The sequence below is a fragment of the Streptomyces sp. TBY4 genome, assembly GCF_024213195.1.
Lineage (GTDB): Bacteria > Actinomycetota > Actinomycetes > Streptomycetales > Streptomycetaceae > Streptomyces.
Genome location: NZ_JANAVF010000003.1, coordinates 399,356 through 417,865, shown reverse-complemented (window position 1 = coordinate 417,865; position 18,510 = coordinate 399,356). Strand labels below are relative to the sequence as shown.

At 72.8% G+C, this 18,510-nt stretch carries 14 protein-coding genes; 12 read left to right on the top strand and 2 right to left on the bottom strand.

Features of this window, described 5'->3' with window-relative positions; translation table 11 throughout:
* Nucleotides 1-41 precede the first annotated feature (41 nt).
* The 8 genes from NLX94_RS09845 (at nucleotide 42) to NLX94_RS09810 (ending at nucleotide 12,541) form a co-directional block, all read left to right on the top strand.
* Nucleotides 42-1,634: a class I adenylate-forming enzyme family protein gene (locus NLX94_RS09845; protein WP_254382233.1), complete on the top strand. Its 1,593-nt coding sequence runs from the start codon at nucleotides 42-44 to the stop codon at nucleotides 1,632-1,634.
* Nucleotides 1,634-2,848 (top strand): FAD-dependent monooxygenase, encoded by a 1,215-nt coding sequence (locus NLX94_RS09840; RefSeq protein WP_254382232.1) that lies wholly within the window; start codon nucleotides 1,634-1,636, stop codon nucleotides 2,846-2,848. The genes NLX94_RS09845 and NLX94_RS09840 overlap by 1 nt, the downstream gene beginning before the upstream one ends.
* Complete coding sequence (locus tag NLX94_RS09835) at nucleotides 2,845-4,842, top strand: FAD/NAD(P)-binding domain-containing protein (RefSeq protein ID WP_254382231.1); 1,998 nt, start codon at nucleotides 2,845-2,847, stop codon at nucleotides 4,840-4,842. Before NLX94_RS09840 ends, NLX94_RS09835 begins: the two co-directional genes overlap by 4 nt.
* The gene (pcaB, locus tag NLX94_RS09830) at nucleotides 4,839-6,263 is read left to right on the top strand and encodes a 3-carboxy-cis,cis-muconate cycloisomerase (RefSeq protein WP_254382230.1); all 1,425 of its coding nucleotides are present in this window, start codon (nucleotides 4,839-4,841) and stop codon (nucleotides 6,261-6,263) included. Before NLX94_RS09835 ends, pcaB begins: the two co-directional genes overlap by 4 nt.
* Before the next feature lie 162 nt (nucleotides 6,264-6,425).
* Nucleotides 6,426-7,820 carry an MFS transporter gene (locus tag NLX94_RS09825; RefSeq protein WP_254382229.1) on the top strand — a complete coding sequence of 465 codons (1,395 nt, stop codon included), beginning with the start codon at nucleotides 6,426-6,428 and terminating at the stop codon, nucleotides 7,818-7,820.
* The gene (locus NLX94_RS09820) at nucleotides 7,813-9,927 is read left to right on the top strand and encodes a molybdopterin oxidoreductase family protein (protein ID WP_254382228.1); all 2,115 of its coding nucleotides are present in this window, start codon (nucleotides 7,813-7,815) and stop codon (nucleotides 9,925-9,927) included. Before NLX94_RS09825 ends, NLX94_RS09820 begins: the two co-directional genes overlap by 8 nt.
* Entirely contained in the window at nucleotides 9,924-11,333 is a 1,410-nt protein-coding gene (locus NLX94_RS09815) for an FAD-dependent oxidoreductase (RefSeq protein ID WP_254382227.1), read from the top strand. The genes NLX94_RS09820 and NLX94_RS09815 overlap by 4 nt, the downstream gene beginning before the upstream one ends.
* On the top strand, nucleotides 11,330-12,541 hold the full coding sequence (locus NLX94_RS09810; protein WP_254382226.1) for an NAD(P)/FAD-dependent oxidoreductase: 1,212 nt from the start codon (nucleotides 11,330-11,332) through the stop codon (nucleotides 12,539-12,541). Before NLX94_RS09815 ends, NLX94_RS09810 begins: the two co-directional genes overlap by 4 nt.
* A gap of 58 nt (nucleotides 12,542-12,599) precedes the next feature.
* Here the strand turns inward: NLX94_RS09810 and NLX94_RS09805 are convergent, their stop codons facing one another.
* Entirely contained in the window at nucleotides 12,600-13,973 is a 1,374-nt protein-coding gene (locus NLX94_RS09805) for an aldehyde dehydrogenase family protein (protein ID WP_254382225.1), read from the bottom strand.
* 1 nt (nucleotide 13,974) lies between these two features.
* Nucleotides 13,975-15,060: a phenazine antibiotic biosynthesis protein gene (locus NLX94_RS09800; RefSeq protein ID WP_254382224.1), complete on the bottom strand. Its 1,086-nt coding sequence runs from the start codon at nucleotides 15,058-15,060 to the stop codon at nucleotides 13,975-13,977.
* A gap of 265 nt (nucleotides 15,061-15,325) precedes the next feature.
* On the opposite strand from NLX94_RS09800, the gene NLX94_RS09795 reads away from it, so the two are divergent.
* The 4 genes from NLX94_RS09795 to NLX94_RS09780 all read left to right on the top strand — a co-directional run bounded on the left by NLX94_RS09795 (nucleotide 15,326) and on the right by NLX94_RS09780 (nucleotide 18,461).
* On the top strand, nucleotides 15,326-15,949 hold the full coding sequence (locus tag NLX94_RS09795) for a flavodoxin family protein (protein ID WP_254382223.1): 624 nt from the start codon (nucleotides 15,326-15,328) through the stop codon (nucleotides 15,947-15,949).
* A gap of 156 nt (nucleotides 15,950-16,105) precedes the next feature.
* A complete protein-coding gene (locus NLX94_RS09790) occupies nucleotides 16,106-17,122 on the top strand; it encodes a 3-oxoacyl-ACP synthase III family protein (RefSeq protein WP_254382222.1) in 1,017 nt (338 codons plus the stop codon).
* Nucleotides 17,123-17,239: 117 nt separating this feature from the next.
* The gene (locus NLX94_RS09785; RefSeq protein ID WP_254382221.1) at nucleotides 17,240-18,052 is read left to right on the top strand and encodes an arylamine N-acetyltransferase; all 813 of its coding nucleotides are present in this window, start codon (nucleotides 17,240-17,242) and stop codon (nucleotides 18,050-18,052) included.
* Nucleotides 18,053-18,059: 7 nt separating this feature from the next.
* Nucleotides 18,060-18,461, top strand: coding sequence for a DUF4440 domain-containing protein (locus tag NLX94_RS09780; protein WP_254382220.1), 402 nt, complete (start codon nucleotides 18,060-18,062; stop codon nucleotides 18,459-18,461).
* The last annotated feature ends 49 nt before the right edge of the window (nucleotides 18,462-18,510 follow it).

Here is an 18,510-nt window from a genome sequence, read left to right as displayed (position 1 = left end):
CAACTGACCTTTTGCACCACTGACTTGAGAACGGCGAGACGATGATTCTGCAGCGCATAGGCAACAAGGGCATCCGGCTCGGGACGCTCTTCGAGCGGGCCGCCAAGAAGCACCCGACGAACGTGGTGATCCTGGACCACGACCTGGACATCGCCCCGGCCCTGGGGCGCCGGGCCACCGTGGCCGAAGTCGCCGACCTGATCGACGACTTCGCCTCCCGGCTCTGGGCCGCCAAGGTCCGCCCCGGCCGGCGCGTGGTCGTCTACAAGTCCGACGGCTTCGACATCACCCTCCTGGCCTGCGCCGTGGCCCGCATCGGCGCCGTACCGGTACTGCTGTCGCCGAAGCTCGACGGCGAGACCGTGGCCGAGCTCGTGCGCCGCACCGACCAGCCGTACCTCCTCACCGACCAGGACAAGCTGGAGACCGAGCTGCCCGACTCGGTGTTCACCGAGGCCGAGCAGGTCCTGCTCACCTCCGGCAGCTACCGGCAGGCGACCGAGCTGGCCTCCCTCGCCGGGGTCCCGCGCGTCCCCTCCGTGACCATGCCGGCGGACCACCCGACCCTGATCACCCACACCTCGGGCACCACGGGCACCCCGAAGCTGGCCGTCCACACCGGTCACACCCTGCAGGCCCGCTACCTGCCGCAGGCCCTGATCACCAGGCCGCTGCTCCCGGGCCGCGAGACCATCGCCATGCACGTCTCCTTCGTCCACTCGCGGCTCATCACCGCACTGGCCATCTCCCTCTTCCGCGGCTTCCCCATCGTGGTGCTCGCCGACGGCGACCCCAAGCGGGCCGCCGACCTCTTCTCCCAGCTCCGCCCCGGCATCCTGGAAGCCCACCCCAACTCCTTCATGGAGTGGGAAGAGCTCGCCGACGACCCGCGCGGCCCGCTGGCGAACGTGAAGCTCTTCAGCAGCACCTTCGACGCCATCCACCCGCGGACCGTGCAGCGGCTCCTGGCCGCCACCCGCCGCAAGGCCCCGGTCTTCGGCCAGCTGTACGGACAGAGCGAGATCGGCCCCGCCGTGGCCCGCTCCTTCTCCAAGCGCCGCGGCCTCGACGCGGACGGCCGCTGCGTGGGCATGCCCTTCCCCGGCATGACCGACGTCCGCGTCGTCAGCCGCAACGGCCTGCCGCCGTCCGAGACGAACCCGGGCTTCATCGAGGTCAAGAGCGACGGCCGGATCGTCACCTACCTCGGCGAGCAGGAGCGCTACGACAAGCAGGTCAACGACGGCTGGTGGCGCATGGGCGACGTCGGCTACCGCACCAAGTGGGGCTGCGTGCACCTGCTCGACCGCGAGGTCGACCTGATCGAGGGCTTCGGCTCCACCCTCGCCGCCGAGGACACCCTCTTCACCCGGCTCGACGAGCTCGCCGAAGTCATCATCATCCCCGACGAGAACGGCCGCGCCATCCCCGTCGTATGCACCAAGGACGACAAGCCGCTGGACATGGACGCCTGGCAGTCCGCCGTCTCGGGCCTCCCGCAGATGGGCGAGCCCGTGCAGTGGCGCCAGTCCGACCTTCCGCAGACGGCCACCACCAAGATCAAGCGCCTGGAACTCGCCCGGCTGCTCACCTCCGGCGCCCCCGCCGCCCGATCCCTTCAGGAGCAGGTCTGATGTCGAAGCTCATCATCGTCGGTGGCGGAATCGGCGGACTGGCCACGGCCCTCGCCGTCACCCGGCAGGGACACACCGCACTCGTCCTGGAACGCGCCCCCGAGTTCGCCGAGATCGGAGCGGGCATCCAGCTCGCCCCCAACGGAATCCACGCCCTCGACCGCCTCGGCCTCGGAGAGACCGTCCGCTCCACCGCCGTCCTCATGGACGAGCTGCGCTTCATGGACGGGGTCACCGGCGAACACGTCGTGAGCATGGACCTGACCGACACCTACCGGGAGCGCTTCGGGAACCCGTACGCGGTCGTCCACCGCGCCGAACTCCACACCAAGCTGCTGGAGGCCTGCCTGGCCTCGGAGAACATCGAACTGCGCGGCTCCGCACCCGCCGCCGGCTACGAGCAGGACGCCTACGGCGCCTCGGTCCTCCTGGAGAGCGGCGAGCGCATCACCGGCGACGCCGTCATCGGCGCCGACGGCATCCACTCCGCCATCCGCGGCCAGCTCGTCGGGGACGGCGCGCCCCGCAACTCCGGGATCACCGTCTACCGGGCGATCATCCCGATGGAGCAGATCCCCGAGGACCTGCGCCACCTCACCTCCGTGACCTGGTGGACCGGCCCCGGCTGCCACTTCGTGCACTACCCGATCGCCGGCGGCAAGTACCTCAACCTCGCGGCGAGCAGCCACAACAACGCCACCGAGACGGTCGCCGGAGTGCCCGCCTCGGCCGGCGACATCCGCCGCGAGTTCGGCTCGCTCGGCGCCGACGCACAGCGGCTGCTCGCCCTCGGCGAAGGGTGGAAGTCCTGGGTCCTCGTCGACCGGGACCCGGTCGAGGACTGGACCGACGGACGGGTCGTCCTGCTCGGCGACGCGGCCCACCCGATGCTCCACTACGTGGCACAGGGCGCCTGCCAGGGCCTGGAGGACGCCGTGATCCTCGGCGACCTGCTCGACTGCGACACCTCCGAACTCCCCCTGCGCTTCGAGAAGTTCAACGCCGAGCGGCGCGAGCGCACCGGGAAGATCCAGCTCCTCGCCCGGGAGAGCATCAAGCTCTGGCACACCGAGGGCCCCGCCGCCTCGGCCCGCAACGCCCAGCTCTCCGCCTTCACCGCCGACCAGCTCCACGACTACGTGGCCTGGATGCACGGCGCCCGCACCGACGACACCGACACCACCACGACCTCCCGGAACGGAAACCAGCGATGAGCACCAACGGACACAGCCAGATCGCGATCATCGGCGCCGGCCCGCGCGGGCTCTCCGTACTGGAACGGCTGGCCGCCAACGAGCGCCGCAGCCCCTCGCACAGCGCGGTCACCGTCCACGTCGTCGACCCCTCGGCGCCCGGCGCCGGCCAGGTGTGGCGCCCGGACCAGTCGCAGCACCTGCTGATGAACACGGTGGCCTCGCAGATCACCATCTACACCGACGACAGCGTGCAGACCGAGGGCCCGATCGAGCCGGGTCCCACCCTCTTCGAGTGGGCGCGGAGCATCGCCGAGGGCGGCGCGGCCGCCGCCGGACTCCCCGAGTCCACCGTCGACGAGGCCCGCCGGCTCGGCCCGAACACCTACCCCACCCGCGCCTTCTACGGCAGCTACCTGCGCGCCACCTTCGAGCGCGTCGTGGCGAACGCCCCCGCCCACGTCACCGTCGAGGTGCACGCCTCCCGCGCCGTGGCCATGGCCGACACGCACGGCGTGCCGGGCGGACCGCAGGGCGTACGGCTGGAGAACGGCGTCCGCCTCAACAACCTGGACGCCATCGTGATGGCACAGGGCCACGTACCGGCCCGGCTCACCCCCCGCGAGGCGAAGACGGCGAGCCTCGCCCGCATCCACCACCTCACCTACGTGACGCCCGCCAACCCCGCGGACCTCAACCTGCACGTCGTCAAGCCCGGCCAGAACGTCCTGCTGCGCGGCCTGGGCCTGAACTTCTTCGACCACATGGCGCTCTTCACCGCCGGCCGCGGCGGCAGCTACGTCCGCGGCGAGGACGGCCGCCTGACCTACCAGCCCTCCGGCGACGAGCCCAAGCTGTACGCCTTCTCCCGGCGCGGGATCCCGTACCACGCCCGCGGCGAGAACGAGAAGGGCGCCTACGGCCGCTACCTGCCGCGCCTGCTCACCCCCGAGGCGATCGCCGACATGCGCCGGCGCTCCGCGGACGGCGACGGCATCAGCTTCTCCGAGGACCTGTGGCCGCTCATCTCCCGCGAGACGGAGAGCGTCTACTACGGCGCCCTGCTGAAGAACAAGGGCCGCGGCAGCGAAAGCGAAGGGTTCACCGCGCGCTTCCTGTCGCTGGAGCAGGAGCAGGACCGCGAAGCGCTGCTGGACGCCTACGGCATCGAGGCGGCGGAGCGCTGGAGCTGGAACCGGCTCTCCCGCCCCTACGGCGACCGGGAGTTCACCAGCCGCTCGGACTTCAGCACCTGGCTCGTCGCGTACCTGGAGCAGGACGTGAAGGAGGCCAAGGCCGGCAACCTCAGCGGCCCGCTCAAGGCGGCCCTGGACACGATGCGGGACCTGCGCAACGAGATCCGCCTCGCCGTCGACCACGGCGGCCTGACCGCCGACTCGCACCGCGACGACCTGGAGGGCTGGTACACCCCGCTCAACGCCTTCCTCTCCATCGGCCCGCCGGCCTCCCGCATCGAGGAGATGATCGCCCTCATCGAGGCCGGAGTGCTCGAACTGACCGGTCCCGGTACGGAGATCCGCGTCGACACCGCCGCCGGAGACCAGGCGACCTTCATCCTCCAGAACCGGCAGGTGCCCGGACCCGCGGTCCGCGCCACCGTCCTCATCGAGGCCCGGCTGCCCGAGCCCGACCTGCGACGCACCGACGACCCGCTGCTGCGCCACCTGCTCGACACCGAGCAGTGCACCACGTACCGGATCTCCGGCGGCGAGGGCTCCGGCTACGAGTCCGGCGGCCTGGCGGTCACCGAGCGCCCCTACCGGCTGCTCGACGCGCGCGGCCGCGCCCACCCGCGCCGGTTCGCGTACGGGGTGCCCACCGAGTCCGTGCACTGGGTGACGGCCGCCGGCATCCGCCCGGGCGTCGACTCGGTCACCCTCGGCGACTCCGACGCGATCGCCCGGTCCGTGCTCGCCCTGACGGTCTCCGCCCCGGTCCCGGCGGACGTCGCACCGCTGCCGGCCGAGACCGACCTGACCGGAGTCCTGGTATGAGCGCCCCCGCTACTCCCGCCGGCCGGCAGGACGTGCTCACCGACGCGGGGCTGCTGTCCCCGGTGCGCGCCGGCACCCCGGTCGAGGAAGCCGTCTGCGATCTGGCCTGGCTGCAGGCCATGCTCGACGCGGAATCCGCCCTGGCCCGCGCCCAGGCGGAACTCGGCACCCTCCCGAAGTCCGCAGCCGACGTCATCACCGCGGCCGCCCGGGCCGGGAACCTCGACCTGCGGGCCCTCGCCCTCGCCGCCCGGGAGACCGCCAACCCCGTGGTCGGCATGGTGCGGGCGCTGACCGGGGTGGTCGCCGCCGAGGACGCCGAAGCCGCCGAGTACGTCCACCGCGGCTCGACCAGCCAGGACATCTTCGACACCGGCGCCATGCTGGTGGCCTCCCGGGCCCTGGAGCTGATCCGGGCCGACCTGGCCCGTACCGCCGCCGCCCTGGCCGTGCTCGCCGGGGAGCACCGGGACACCGGGATGGCCGGGCGCACCCTCGCCCTGCAGGCCGTACCCACCACCTTCGGGCTGAAGGCGGCCGGCTGGCGGTCGCTGGTCCTGGACGCCGACGAGCGGCTGGCCCGGGTCCAGGACGGCGGACTGCCGGTATCGCTCGGCGGAGCCGCCGGAACGCTCGCCGGATACCTGGAGTACGCCCGGATCGACGGCGCGGGCCGGTGGCCGGAGCCGGGCGAGTACCTGGACCGGCTCGTCGACGCCTACGCCGCACAGACCGGCCTCGCCCGGCCCGTACTGCCCTGGCACTCCCTGCGCACCCCGATCGCCGACCTCGCCGCCGCGCTCGCCTTCGCCTCGGGCGCCCTCGGCAAGATCGCCCTCGACGTGCAGACCCTGGCCAGGACCGAGATCGCCGAGGTCGCCGAGCCCGCCGTGGCCGGCCGCGGCAGCTCCTCGGCCATGCCCCACAAGCGCAACCCGGTCCTGAGCACGCTGCTGCGCAGTGCCTCCCTCCAGGTCCCCGCCCTCTCCGCCGCGCTGGTGCAGTGCCTGGTGTCGGAGGACGAGCGGTCGGGCGGCGTGTGGCACGCCGAGTGGCAGCTGCTGCGCGAATGCCTGCGACTGGTCGGCGGCGCGGCCGCGACGGCCGCCGAACTCGCCGAGGGCCTCGTCCCCAGGCCGGAGCGGATGCGGGCCAATCTCCAACTGACCGGCAGCCAGGTGGTGTCCGAGCGGATCGCGGCCGTACTGGCCCCGCTGCTGGGCAAGGTGGCGGCGAAGGAACTGCTGACCCGGGTCTCGGCCGCGGCCGAGGAGAGCGGCCGGCCCCTGCACGAACTGCTCGCCGAGGAGCCTGCCTTGCACGGCCGCTGGACGGCGGACGAACGCGCGCGGCTGTGCGATCCCGCGACCTACACCGGGGGCGCCGGTCCGCTGGTGGACCGGGCGCTGGCGCGGCCGTAGACCCGACCGCATCCTCAGCCTCACTGAACCTCTCCTCCCCTGCTCCTCCCCCTCCTCCGGATTCGCCATTGAATTCAACTGAACTGAACTGTATGGTTCAGTCAGTGGGGAGAAAGTCCCCCGCCAGGACGGACAACGCCCCGAGCAGGAAGCTGAGATGCCATGAAGCCCGCACGGCCCGAGACCGGACGCTGGATCGAGGACTGGGACCCCGAGAACGAGGAGTTCTGGCAGCGGTCCGGCCGGAAGACCGCCCGCCGCAACCTGATCCTCTCGGTCCTCTCCGAACACATCGGCTTCTCCGTGTGGAGCATGTGGTCGGTCCTGGTGCTCTTCATGTCGCCCGAGATAGGCCTCGGCTTCACCCCGGCCGAGAAGTTCCTGCTCGTCATCGTCCCGACCCTGGTCGGCGCCCTGCTGCGGCTCCCCTACAGCTACGCGGTCACCCGCTTCGGCGGCCGCAACTGGACCGTCTTCTCCACCGCCGTCCTGCTCGTCCCCACGCTCGCCGCGCTCTGGTTCGTCCAGCAACCGGGCACCCCGCTCTGGGTGTTCCTGCTGATCGGCGCCGCCGGAGGGGTGGGCGGCGGCAACTTCGCCTCCTCCATGACGAACATCGCCGTCCTCTTCCCGCGGCACCTCCAGGGCCGGGCCCTCGGCGCCAACGCGGGCGGCGGGAACCTCGGCGTCGCGGCGATCCAGCTGATCGGCCTGCTCGTCATCGCCACCGCCGGCAGCTCCCACCCCGCCTACGTCATCGCCGTCTACCTCCCCCTGATCGTGCTGGCCTCGCTCCTCGCCGCACTGAAGATGGACAACGTGGCAGCGGTGCGCGCCGCACCCGGCACCCAGCTCGAAGCCCTCCGCGACCCGCACACCTGGTGGATCTCCCTCCTCTACGTCGGCACCTTCGGCTCCTTCATCGGCTACGGGTTCGCCTTCGGGCTGGTGCTCCAGAGCCAGTTCGGCGCCACCCCGCTGGAGTCGGCCTCGTACACCTTCCTCGGACCGCTGCTCGGCTCCCTGGCCCGGCCGGTGGGCGGGCTGCTCTCCGACCGGTGGGGCGGCGCCCTGATCACCCTCTGCACCTTCTGCGCGATGGCCATGGGCACCGGGGTCCTGCTGCTGGCCTCCGCCCGGGGATCCTTCGCACTCTTCGTCCTCGGATTCACCACCCTGTTCGTACTGACCGGCATCGGCAACGGCTCGACGTACAAGCTGATCCCGGTGGCCTTCGCCAAGAGGGCCGAGGTGGCCGTCACCTCCGGCCACGACGCGACGGAGGCCTTCGCCCAGGCCCGCAGGCTCTCGGGCGCGGTGATCGGCATCGCCGGTGCGGTCGGCGCCCTCGGCGGAGTCGGGGTCAACCTGGTCCTGCGCGAGGCCTACGGCGGCCCCGCGAAGTCCGGCGAACCCGCCTTCCTCGCCTTCCTCGGCTTCTACCTGGTGTGCGTCCTGGTGACCTGGGCGGTCTACCTCCGCAAGCGCCCCGACGCCGAGCCCGCCGTCCAGCGCGTCCCCGCCGGAACCCGCCGTGCCGGAGCCCCCCGTGGCTGAGGTCAGCGCTGAGGTCACAGCTGAGGTCAAGACCCACTGCCCGTACTGCGCGCTCCAGTGCGGCACCGTCCTGGGCAGCGGCGAAGCCGGCCGCCCGGCCGTCAGGCCCGACGAGGAGTTCCCGGTGAACCAGGGCGGGCTGTGCCAGAAGGGCTGGACCGCTCCCGCCCTGCTGGGCACGCCCGACCGGCTGACCCGGCCGCTGGTGCGCGGGGCGGACGGCCGGCTCGCCCCCGCCACCTGGGAGGCCGCCCTCGACACGATCGCCGCCCGGCTGCGGGACATCCGCGAGGAGCACGGCCCCGACGCGGTGGGCGTGTTCGGCGGGGGCGGGCTCACCAACGAAAAGGCCTACCAGCTGGGCAAGTTCGCCCGGGTCGCGCTCGGCACCAGCCAGATCGACTACAACGGCCGGTTCTGCATGTCCTCGGCCGCCGCAGCGGGCACCACCGCCTTCGGGCTCGACCGCGGCCTGCCGTTCCCCGTCACCGACCTCGCCGGCGCCGAGGTGATCCTGCTCGCCGGCGCCAACCCGGCCGAGACGATGCCGCCGCTGATGCGCCACCTGAACAAGGCCCGGCTGATCGTCATCGACCCCCGGCGCACCCCCACCGCCGAGGCCGCCGCCCTGCACCTGCAGCCGGCCCCCGGCACGGACCTCGCCCTGGCCCTGGGACTGCTGCACCTCGCGGTCGTCGAGGGGCACGCGGACCAGCCCTACCTGAACAAGCGCACCACCGGTTTCGACGCCGCCTGGCGGCGGGCGGCCGCCTGGTGGCCCGAGCGCGTGGAGCGGGTCACCGGGGTTCCGGTCGCCGAACAGCGCGAGGCGGTCCGGATGCTGGCCGAAGCGGAGCGGGCGTACGTACTGACCGGACGCGGCGCGGAACAGCACAGCAAGGGCACCGACACGGTCTCGGCCTTCATCAACCTCGCCCTCACCCTCGGCCTGCCCGGCCGCGAAGGCAGCGGCTACGGCTGCCTGACCGGCCAGGGCAACGGCCAGGGCGGGCGCGAGCACGGCCAGAAGGCCGACCAGCTGCCCGGCTACCGCATGCTGACCGACCCCGCCGCCCGCGCCCACGTCGCCTCGGTGTGGGGGGTCGATCCCGACTCCCTGCCGGGCCCCGGCCGCAGCGCCTACGAACTCCTCGACGCGCTCGGCACGGAAGGCGGTCCGCGCGCCCTGCTCGTCTTCGGCTCGAACCCGGCGGTGTCCGCACCGCACGCGGCCCGGATCGGCGAACGGCTCGCCTCGCTCGACCTGCTGGTCGTGGCCGACTTCGTGCCCTCCGAGACGGCGCTCATGGCCGACGTCGTCCTCCCCGTGACCCAGTGGGCCGAGGAGGAGGGCACCATGACCAACCTGGAAGGGCGGGTACTGCGCCGCCGCCGGCTGCTGACCCCGCCCGGCGAGGCCCGCAGCGACCTGGACGTGCTGCACGGCCTCGCGGTCCGGCTCGGGCGGCCCGCCGCGCAGTTCCCCACCGAGCCGCGGGAGGTCTTCGACGAGCTGCGCCGCGCCTCGCGCGGGGGCCGCGCCGACTACTCCGGCATCAGCTACGAACGCCTCGACGCCGGCGAGGCCCTGCACTGGCCCTGCCCCGAGGCCCCGGCGAGTGAGGGTTCACAACACCCCGGTACGCCCCGCCTGTTCCTCGACGCGTTCGCCCACCCGGACGGGCTGGCCCGGTTCGCCGAGGTCGAGCACCGCGACAGCGCCGAGAGCCCCGACGCGGAGTTCCCGCTGTACGCCACGACGGGGCGGGTGCTCGCCCAGTACCAGTCCGGTGCGCAGACCCGCCGGATCCCCGAACTGGCCGCCGCAGCACCGGAGATGTTCGTCGAGGTGCACCCCGACACCGCCCGGCGCCACGGGCTGGCCGAGGGCGCCGAGGCCCGGGTGAGCTCGGCGCGCGGCAGCACCGTGGCACGGGTCCGGCTGGTCGGGAGCCTGCGTACGGACACGGTCTTCCTCCCCTTCCACTTCGCCGGGGCCGGCCGGGCCAACCTGATCACCAGCCCCGCGCTCGACCCGCGCAGCCGGATGCCCGAGTTCAAGGTGTGCGCCGTGCGCATCGGGCCCGTCGCCGGAGCCCGGCCGTGAGCGCGGGCGAGGTGCTGGTGGTGGGCAACGGGCCCGCCGCGAACCGGTTCGTGGAGCGGCTGCACCACCACGGCCACCGGGGCGGCGTCACCGTCCTCGGCGCCGAGCCGGGAGCCGCGTACAACCGGGTGCTCCTGACCTCCGTCCTGGACGGCACCCTGCCGCCCGACGCGCTCGCGCTGCCCGCGCCGCCCCCCGGCACCCGGCTGCACACCGGGGTCACCGTGACCCGGATCGACCGCGGACGCCGCCTCGTGCACACACGGGACGGGGCCGCGCACCCCTACGACACCCTGGTCCTGGCGACCGGAGCCCGGCCCGTCCTCCCGGAGATCCCCGGAGTTCCGGCGGGCGGCGCCTCCCCCGAGCGCGGTGTCCTGGCGCTCCGCACCCTCGCCGACGCCGAACGGCTCGGCCGGACACCCCCGCTGAACGCGGTCGTCCTGGGCGCCGGACCGCTCGGGGTGGAGGCGGCCGCGGCCCTGCGCCGTGCGGGCCACGAGGTGGCCCTCGTGCACCGCGGGCCGCATCCGCTGGACCGGCGGCTGGACTCCGTCGCGGGCACCCTGCTCACCCGGCGGCTCGAAGGCATGGGCGTGGAGGTCCACTGCGGCCGGCAGGCGGCCGAGCACCACCACGGGAAGCTGGTCCTCGACGACGGCCGGGTGCTGGCGGCCGACGTCGTGCTGCTGTGCACCGGAGCCGCGCCCGAGACCGGGCTCGCCCGCCGGGCCGGGCTCACGGTCCGCTCGGGCGTCGTGGTCGACGACCTGCTGCGCACCGACGACCCGCGCATCCACGCCATCGGCGACTGCGCGGAGCACCCGGGCGACGCCGCGGGGCACCTCGAACCCGCCTGGGAACAGGCGGAGACCCTCGCCCGGCACCTCACCGGAGCCGACGTACGGCACCGGGGCACCCGCCAGGTCACCCGGCTGCGGGTGCCCGGCCTCGACCTCGTGCAGCTGGGCCGGGGCGGACCGGGCACCACCGACGGTGCCGACGGCACCGAACTGTTCACCTTCACCGACCCGGCGCGCGGCCGGTACGCCCGGCTGCGGATGCAGGGCGAGCGGATCACCGACGCGGTCCTGATGGGGCTGCCGCGGGCCATCGCCGCGGTGAGCCGGCTCTACGAGCTCGGTCTGCCGGTGCCCTCGGGGCGCCTGGAACTCCTGCTCGGCGTGGCACCGGCGGAGGAGGGCGAACTGCCCGACGACGCGGTGATCTGCCGCTGCAACAACGTCACGAAGCACACCCTCGCCGAGGCCTGCCGGGCCGGAGCCCACGACCTGCCCGCCATCGCCGCGGCGACCCGGGCCACCACCGGCTGCGGCGGCTGCACGGACGCGGTACGCGCCCTGTGCGGCACGTTCCGTCCATCTGAAGGGACCGACACCCCATGAACCGCACGCTCATCGTGGCCGGACACGGCATGGCGGGGCACCGCCTCGTGGAGGAGCTGCGGTCCCTCGACCCGGCCGGCCGCTGGCGGATCGTGATCCTGGCCGAGGAACCGCACCCCGCCTACGACCGGGTCGCGCTCTCCTCGTACCTCGACGGCCGCAGCGCCTCGGACCTCGCGCTGGCCGCACCGGGCTTCCTCGACGACCCGCTGCTGGAACTCCGGCTGAGCACCGGCGTGGACCGCGTGGACCGCGCCGCCCGGACCGTGACCACCACCACCGGCGAGGTCATCGGCTACGACGCCCTGGTGCTGGCCACCGGATCCCGGCCGTTCATCCCGCCCGTACCGGGCCACGACCTGCCCGGCTGCTACGGCTACCGCTCGCTCGGGGACCTCGACGCGATCCGCGAGGCTGCGGTACCGGGCCGCCCCGGGGTGGTGATCGGCGGCGGCCTGCTCGGCCTGGAGGCGGCGAACGCGCTGCGGCTGCTCGGGATGGAGCCGCACGTGGTGGAGCTCGCCCCGCGCCTCATGCCCCTCCAGGTGGACCCGGACGGCGGCGAGATGCTCGCCCGGCACGTCCGGGACAAGGGGTTGCGGATCCACTGCGGTGTCGCGACGGCCTCGATCCAGGCGGGACCCGACGGCCGGGCCAACGGCGTCGCGCTGGCGGACGGCTCCACCCTCGAAGCGGACATCGTGGTGTTCTCGGCGGGTGTGCGTCCCCGGGACGAGCTCGCCGGACCGGCGGGTCTGGCCACCGGCGAACGCGGCGGGATCCTGGTCGACGAGTACTGCCGTACCCAGGACGAACACGTCTGGGCGATCGGCGAGTGCGCGGCGGTGGCCGGGCGCTGCTACGGGCTGGCCGCACCCGGCTACCGGATGGCCGCCTCCGTGGCCCGCCAGCTGATGGGCCAGGAAGGGGAGCCGTTCGGGGAGGCGGACATGTCCACGCGGCTGAAGCTGCTCGGAGTGGAGGTGGCGAGCTTCGGGGACGCCCACGGGAGCACCGCGGGATCGCTGGAACTCAGCCGGCGGGACGGGGCGGCCGGGACGTACGCGAAGCTCGTCCTGGACGGGGACGGCCGGACCCTGCTGGGCGGGGTCCTCGTCGGAGACGCCGCCGCCTACGGCGAACTGCGGCCCTTCCTCGGCCGGGGGGTGCCGGCGGCGGGCCACCGGCTGCTGGCCGGAGCGCACTGAACGCCGAAGACCCCTCCCGGCCACGGGGCCGGGAGGGGTGGAGGTCGAGCGGGACGACTCAGTCGCGGATGACGGTCTTGGTCCGCATCAGGAACTCGCCGAGGTAGCCGTCGTGGGGGACGCCCGGCCGGATCCAGTACGTCGGGTGGTCGCCGAGGTAGACGTTGCTGATCGTGGGCTCCGCGAGCAGCTCGTCGATCAGCGCCTCGTCGTCGGTGAACGCCGTCAGCACCAGGGAGTTGCGCAGCGGCCCGACACCGTCGGCGGGCGACCACGGAGCCACCCACACGCAGGGGAAGGGCAGCTCGATGCCGGCCTGCTCCGCGTCCGGACGGTCCAGCTGGTGCACGGCCGGGCGCAGGACCGCGCTCCCGTCGCCGAGCTCCTCCACGATGCCGTCACCGCCCAGGTGCGCCTTCGTACCGGCCGCCTTGGCGAGCAGGAAGGCCTCGATCGCCCGCGCCCCCTCCACCGGCTGCACCGCCAGGACGGCCTTGTCGTCCTCCGGGGGCAGGCTCGGGATCAGGGCGAGACGCTCGGCGATGGCCTCGGCGAGCGGCGCCGGGTCCCCGTCGATCAGCACGGTGGTGGCGTTGATGCAGGCCACACCGCCCTGGTGGCTGATGGAGTCCACGATGGTGTCAATGTGGTCGCGCCAGTCGACGCCGGCCGGAACCAGCATCTTCGAGCGGCCCGGCCCCTGCGGCAGCACGCGGGTGCCCGCGTACTTGCGGACGACGTCGTCGCCGCCGTACACGAGGCCGTAGTCGGCGCTGCGCAGGATCTCGTCCGCCGCCTCGTAGTCCGTGGGCAGCAGGACGACCTGGTCGTCGCCGAAGCCCGCGGCCCGCAGGGCCGAGATCAGCCGGTGCGGGGTGAAGGGCTCGCGGCGCGAGGGCCGCACGGCGACCCGGTAGCCGAGGGCCAGGGCCTCCACCCACAGCGAGTGCGGGCCCGGGTGGTTGCCCGCCGCGTGCACCGCAAACACGTCGCCGCGCCGCGTCCACACGGCGCTGCCGTTGCGGGTCGCATCGGCGCGCCAGTCGTCCACGGCGCCGACCGGCCGCGCCTGGAAGGCGGCGTACCGGGACTGCTCGGTGGCTTCGACGATGGCGGCCGTCGCGGCCCGGACGACCCCGATGGGCACGCCGGAGACGCGGCTGACGGTGTGCTCGTAGTCGAGGAAGGACAGGCCGTCGATGACCTCCTCGGCGAAGATCCGCCCTGCCCGCTCCAGGGCCGCCATCCGCTCGGCGGCGGGCAGCGAGGAGGCCTTCCGCAGCGCGGTCATGGCGCGCGTCACGAACAGCTTGGGAACCAGGCTGAGTTCGGCGACCGGCGCACCCGTCACGTCGGTGACCGTCGTCCGCTTGCGTGCGCGGAAGGGGCCGGAGGGCCCGAGTGCGTCCAGCGTGATCAGGGCGGAACTCATTTTAATAGACCCCTTCGATGACGGTCTCGTTGTCGAACTCCTGGACGGGCGCGATGTCCGCCACGGAGTCGCCGAGCTGCCAGACGCCCTCGGGGCCGGGCACGCGGGTCGCGTAGTCGCGTTCCAGGTTGTTGGGCATGAACAGGCTCTTGCTGACGTGGTGCATGACCACCTGGCCGCGCTCGCCGTAGCCGACGGTCTCGCGCGTCTTCGGGTCGACCACGTCGAAGACCATGTGCGGGGAGAACGGGTCGTAGATGCACGGGTCGTCGTCCGAGAGCCCGGGGCGCTCGGAGGCGTTGCCGAGGATCATCGTGGAGCCGTAGCCGCTGTAGAGGTGCGCCTTGGGGAAGACCTCGGTGCGGTACAGGTAGCGGGTGTCGGCGTCCATCTGGGTGCCGACCCAGTTGATCGCCTTGACCTTCTCGTCGATGAGCTTGGCGAGGTCGTCGCGGCGGGCGAGGCGCTCCAGGATCGGCGGGGTGCACATCAGGACGCCGATGTCCTGGGTCTGGAGCAGGAACGCCACCTGGTCGACGATGTGCTCGGCGTAGGCGCCGGCCTCCGCGCTCTTGCCCTCGGAGATGAGCTTCTTGACCCAGCGCGGGTCCAGGTCGACGGTGAAGGCGAGGCCGCCGCGGAAGGCGGTCTGGCGCTTGATGACGTCGCCCACCATGTGGGGACCGGTCGGGGCGACGACCAGCCAGTTCACGTTCTGCGGTACGCCGTGCCGGTCCAGCTGGGCGCTGCTCCAGGTGAGCAGGCGGTCCAGCCACTCCTGGAGCAGGACGATGCGCTTGGGGGCGCCGGTGGTGCCGCCGCTCTCGTAGACGCCGACGACCTCGGGCTGCGGGCCGTAGCCGCGGGGGATGAGGTCCTCGGCGCGTACGTCGCGCAGCTCGTTGGCGAGGTTCGGGAAGCGGGAGAGGTCCGCGAAGCTCTTGATGTCGGTCAGCGGGTCGAACCCGAGGGTTTCCGCGCGCTCCAGCCAGAACGGCGAGCCCGTTTCCGGGGAGAAATGCCACCGCAGAGCGGCGCGCAGGAATGCGTCGGGGTCCGGCTGGGTGTCGAGGGGAAATTCCAGCATGGGATCAACGGATGACACGATGCTCCTTCCGGTGGGCTGTTTGTCGCCGTAGCTTCCGCATCGTGAGCCGTTCTTCCGGGACGGGTCCACGCCGTCGCGGCGAGTCCGTCAACTGCCCCTCCGCACTTGACGGATTTCGGCTGCGGCCCTTGCCGGATTCTCCTGCGCTCACCAGCATCCGATGGTCCGGGGTCGAAGTACGCGCGGCATTGCCGGCAGGAATCACGCCCCACACCAGTCGATCCCGCCAGGAGTTGATTCAGACATGGTCAATATCGCCGTCGTCTACTACTCGTCCACCGGAAACGTGCACAAGCTCGCCGAAGCGGCCGCCGCGGCCGCCGGAAAGGCCGGGGCGGAGGTACGCCTCCTGCGCATTCCGCGGCTGCACACCGAGACCGTCGTTCCCGGCACCGAGGACGCGGTGACCGCGCACGCGCAGACCGACGGCGGGATCCCCGAGGTCGGGCTCGACGACCTGCTCTGGGCCGACGGCATCCTCATCGGCACCCCCGTCCGCTTCGGACTGCCCGCCGCCCCGGTCGGCGCCTTCATCGACTCCACCGCTCCCGTGTCGATCCCGGGCAAGCTCGCCAACAAGGTGGTGTCCGCCTTCACCTCGGGTTCCGCACCGCACGGCGGCCACGAGACCACCCTGCTCGCCGTCCACAACGCCGTCTGCCACTGGGGCTCGCTCATCGTCGCCAACGGCTCCACCGGCGAGGTCCTCTTCCGCCCGGAGAACGGCAACCCCTACGGCAGCTCCAGCGTCACCCGCAACCGTCCCGGAAACGTCCACGAGGACAATCTCGCCGCCGTGGAATTCCAGGCGCGCCGGGTCACCGAAGTCGCGGGAATCGTCGTCCGCGGTCTCGCCACCGCCCAGTAAGGCCGGAAGACGCGCCCGGCAGGCCCACCGGCCGGCAGAAAGGCCGGGCGCGCATCCGATGTTTTTCCCATCACCTGACAGAGAGCGGGACATGACATGGCGCCGCGCGTCACGCGGCGAAACCATGGGCGCCCGAGCACACCGAGGGGACGAGAATTGATCACCACCGGCCGCCGTTTCGAAGAGGGACCGTCCGCGCCCGCCGTCGGAATTCTGGGAACCGGATCCTGCCTGCCGTCCTACGTCGTCACCAATGACGAAGTCGGCGCCCCCGCGGGAGTCGACGACGCGTGGATCTTCGGCAAGACCGGCATACGCAACCGCCGCTGGGCCAAGCCGGACGAGGCCACTTCCGACCTGGCCATCGCCGCCGGCCGGGCCGCCCTGGAAGCGGCCGGCATCCGCGGCTCCGAGCTCTCCCTGATCATCACCGCCACCTCCACCCCCGACTCCCCGCAGCCGGCGACCGCCGCGCTCGTGGCCGAAGGGCTCGGCGCCGGCAGCGGCACCCCCGCCTTCGACCTCAACGCGGTGTGCAGCGGCTTCAACTTCGCCCTCACCACCGCGGAGCGGATCATCCGCGGAACGGGCGGCTACGCCCTGGTCGTCGGCGCCGACATCTACTCCCGCATCCTCGACCCGCGCGACCGCCGTACGACCATCCTCTTCGGCGACGGCGCCGGCGCGGTCGTCCTCGGCCCGTCCCGGGGCCGCACCGTGATCAGCGCCCGGCTGGCCGGCTTCAGCGACGACCACGAGCTGATCCGGGTCCCGGCCGGCGGCAGCCGCCTCCCGGCCACCGAGGACACCCTCCGCGACGGGCTGCACTACTTCACGATGAACGGCCGCGCGGTCCGCGACTTCGTCGCCGACAACGTGGCCCCGGCCATCTCCGCGTTCCTGGCCGACAACGGCGTGGCCCCGGCGGACATCGCGCACTTCGTCCCGCACCAGGCCAACGGCCGCATGATCGACGACCTCGCCGACCGGATCGGGATCCCGCGGGACCGGACCCGTTCGACCTACGAGGAGTACGGCAACACCGGCTCGGCCTCCGTGCCGGTCACCCTCGACCACGCCGTGCGCACGGCGGACATGAAGGACGGGGACCTCGTCCTGCTCGCCGCGTTCGGCGGCGGGATGGCCATGGGGCTCGTCCTGCTCCAGTGGTGACCGCCGTGACCGCAGCCGGTTGACGGCCCCCTTCTCCGGGCCTGCCCCCTCCAGGCCCCTTCCCCCAGGCTCCCGCCCTCAGGCTCCTGACCTCCCACCCTGCCCAAGGAGACAGACATGCTGAATGACGCCCAGGTTGACGCGTATCTGGACCGCATCGGCGCGACGCGGCCCGAGCGGGCCGACCTCGCCGCGCTGCGCCTGCTGCAGGAGCGGCACTGCCTGACCGTGCCGTTCGAGAACCTCGACTACCACTTCCCCGGCACCGCCGTCCACATGGACGAGCAGGTCCTCGAGAAGCTGGTCGACCGCCGCCGCGGCGGCGGCTGCTACGAGGTCAACCCCGCCTTCGGGTACCTGCTGAGCGCCCTCGGCTACCAGGTGGAGATCCTGCCCGGCCAGGTCTACCGCCCCGACGGCCCGGGCCCGTTCATGGGCCACCTGGCGCTCCGCGTCCTGCTGGACGGCGAGGCCTGGCTGGTCGACGTCGGCTTCGGCCGCAACAGCCGTACGCCCCTGCGCTTCGCCACCGACGAGCCGCAGCAGGACGTACACGGCAGCTACCGGGTCGTGGCCTCCGAGGGCGAGGGCGCCTGGGGCTTCGACGTCCTCCTGAACGACCGCCCGCTCTACCGGATCGACGACCGCCCGGTGCGGGTCGCCGACTTCGTCCCGACCCTGTGGTGGTGGCGGACCGCCCCCGAATCGCCGTTCCTGGCGGACGTGTTCTGCTCCCTGCCGACCGAGGACGGCGGCCGCATCACTCTCAAGGGCAACCGCCTCACCCAGATCACGGGCTCGGAGCGCATCGTCGAGGACCTGGAGGGCGACGAAGCCGTGCTCGCGGCCTACCGCAAGTACTTCGGCTTCGACCTGGACGCGCTCCCGGCCACCCCCGAGCCCGGTCGCGCCGGCATCCAGACGGGCTGAGGCCGGCATGACCGACCTCCTCTCCACCCTGCTGCCCCCGACCGACCCCGCCGAGCTTCCCGCGGTCTTCGAGCAGGCCTTCAACTCGGGTGAACTCAGCGCGGTCGACCGGCTCTTCGCCCCCGGCGCCGTCTTCGTCACCGGTCCCGGCAAGGCCGTCACGGAGGACGCCCGGCGCGCGGCCAACGCCGAGTTCCTGGCCCTGGGCGTCCCGATCTCGCTCACCCTGCGGCACACCTACGTCTGCGAGGACATCGCCCTGCTCATCGGGGACTTCGTGATCGCGGGCACCGCCCCCGACGGCACCCTCGTGCACCAGGAGGGCTCCGCCACCGACGTGGCCCGCCGCGGCCCCGACGGCCGCTGGCGCTACGTGATCGACAACCCGTCCGGCACCGACCGCGGCTAGACCTGTCCGCCCGGGCCCCCCTCAGGCCCCGGACGCGGACCAGGACGGT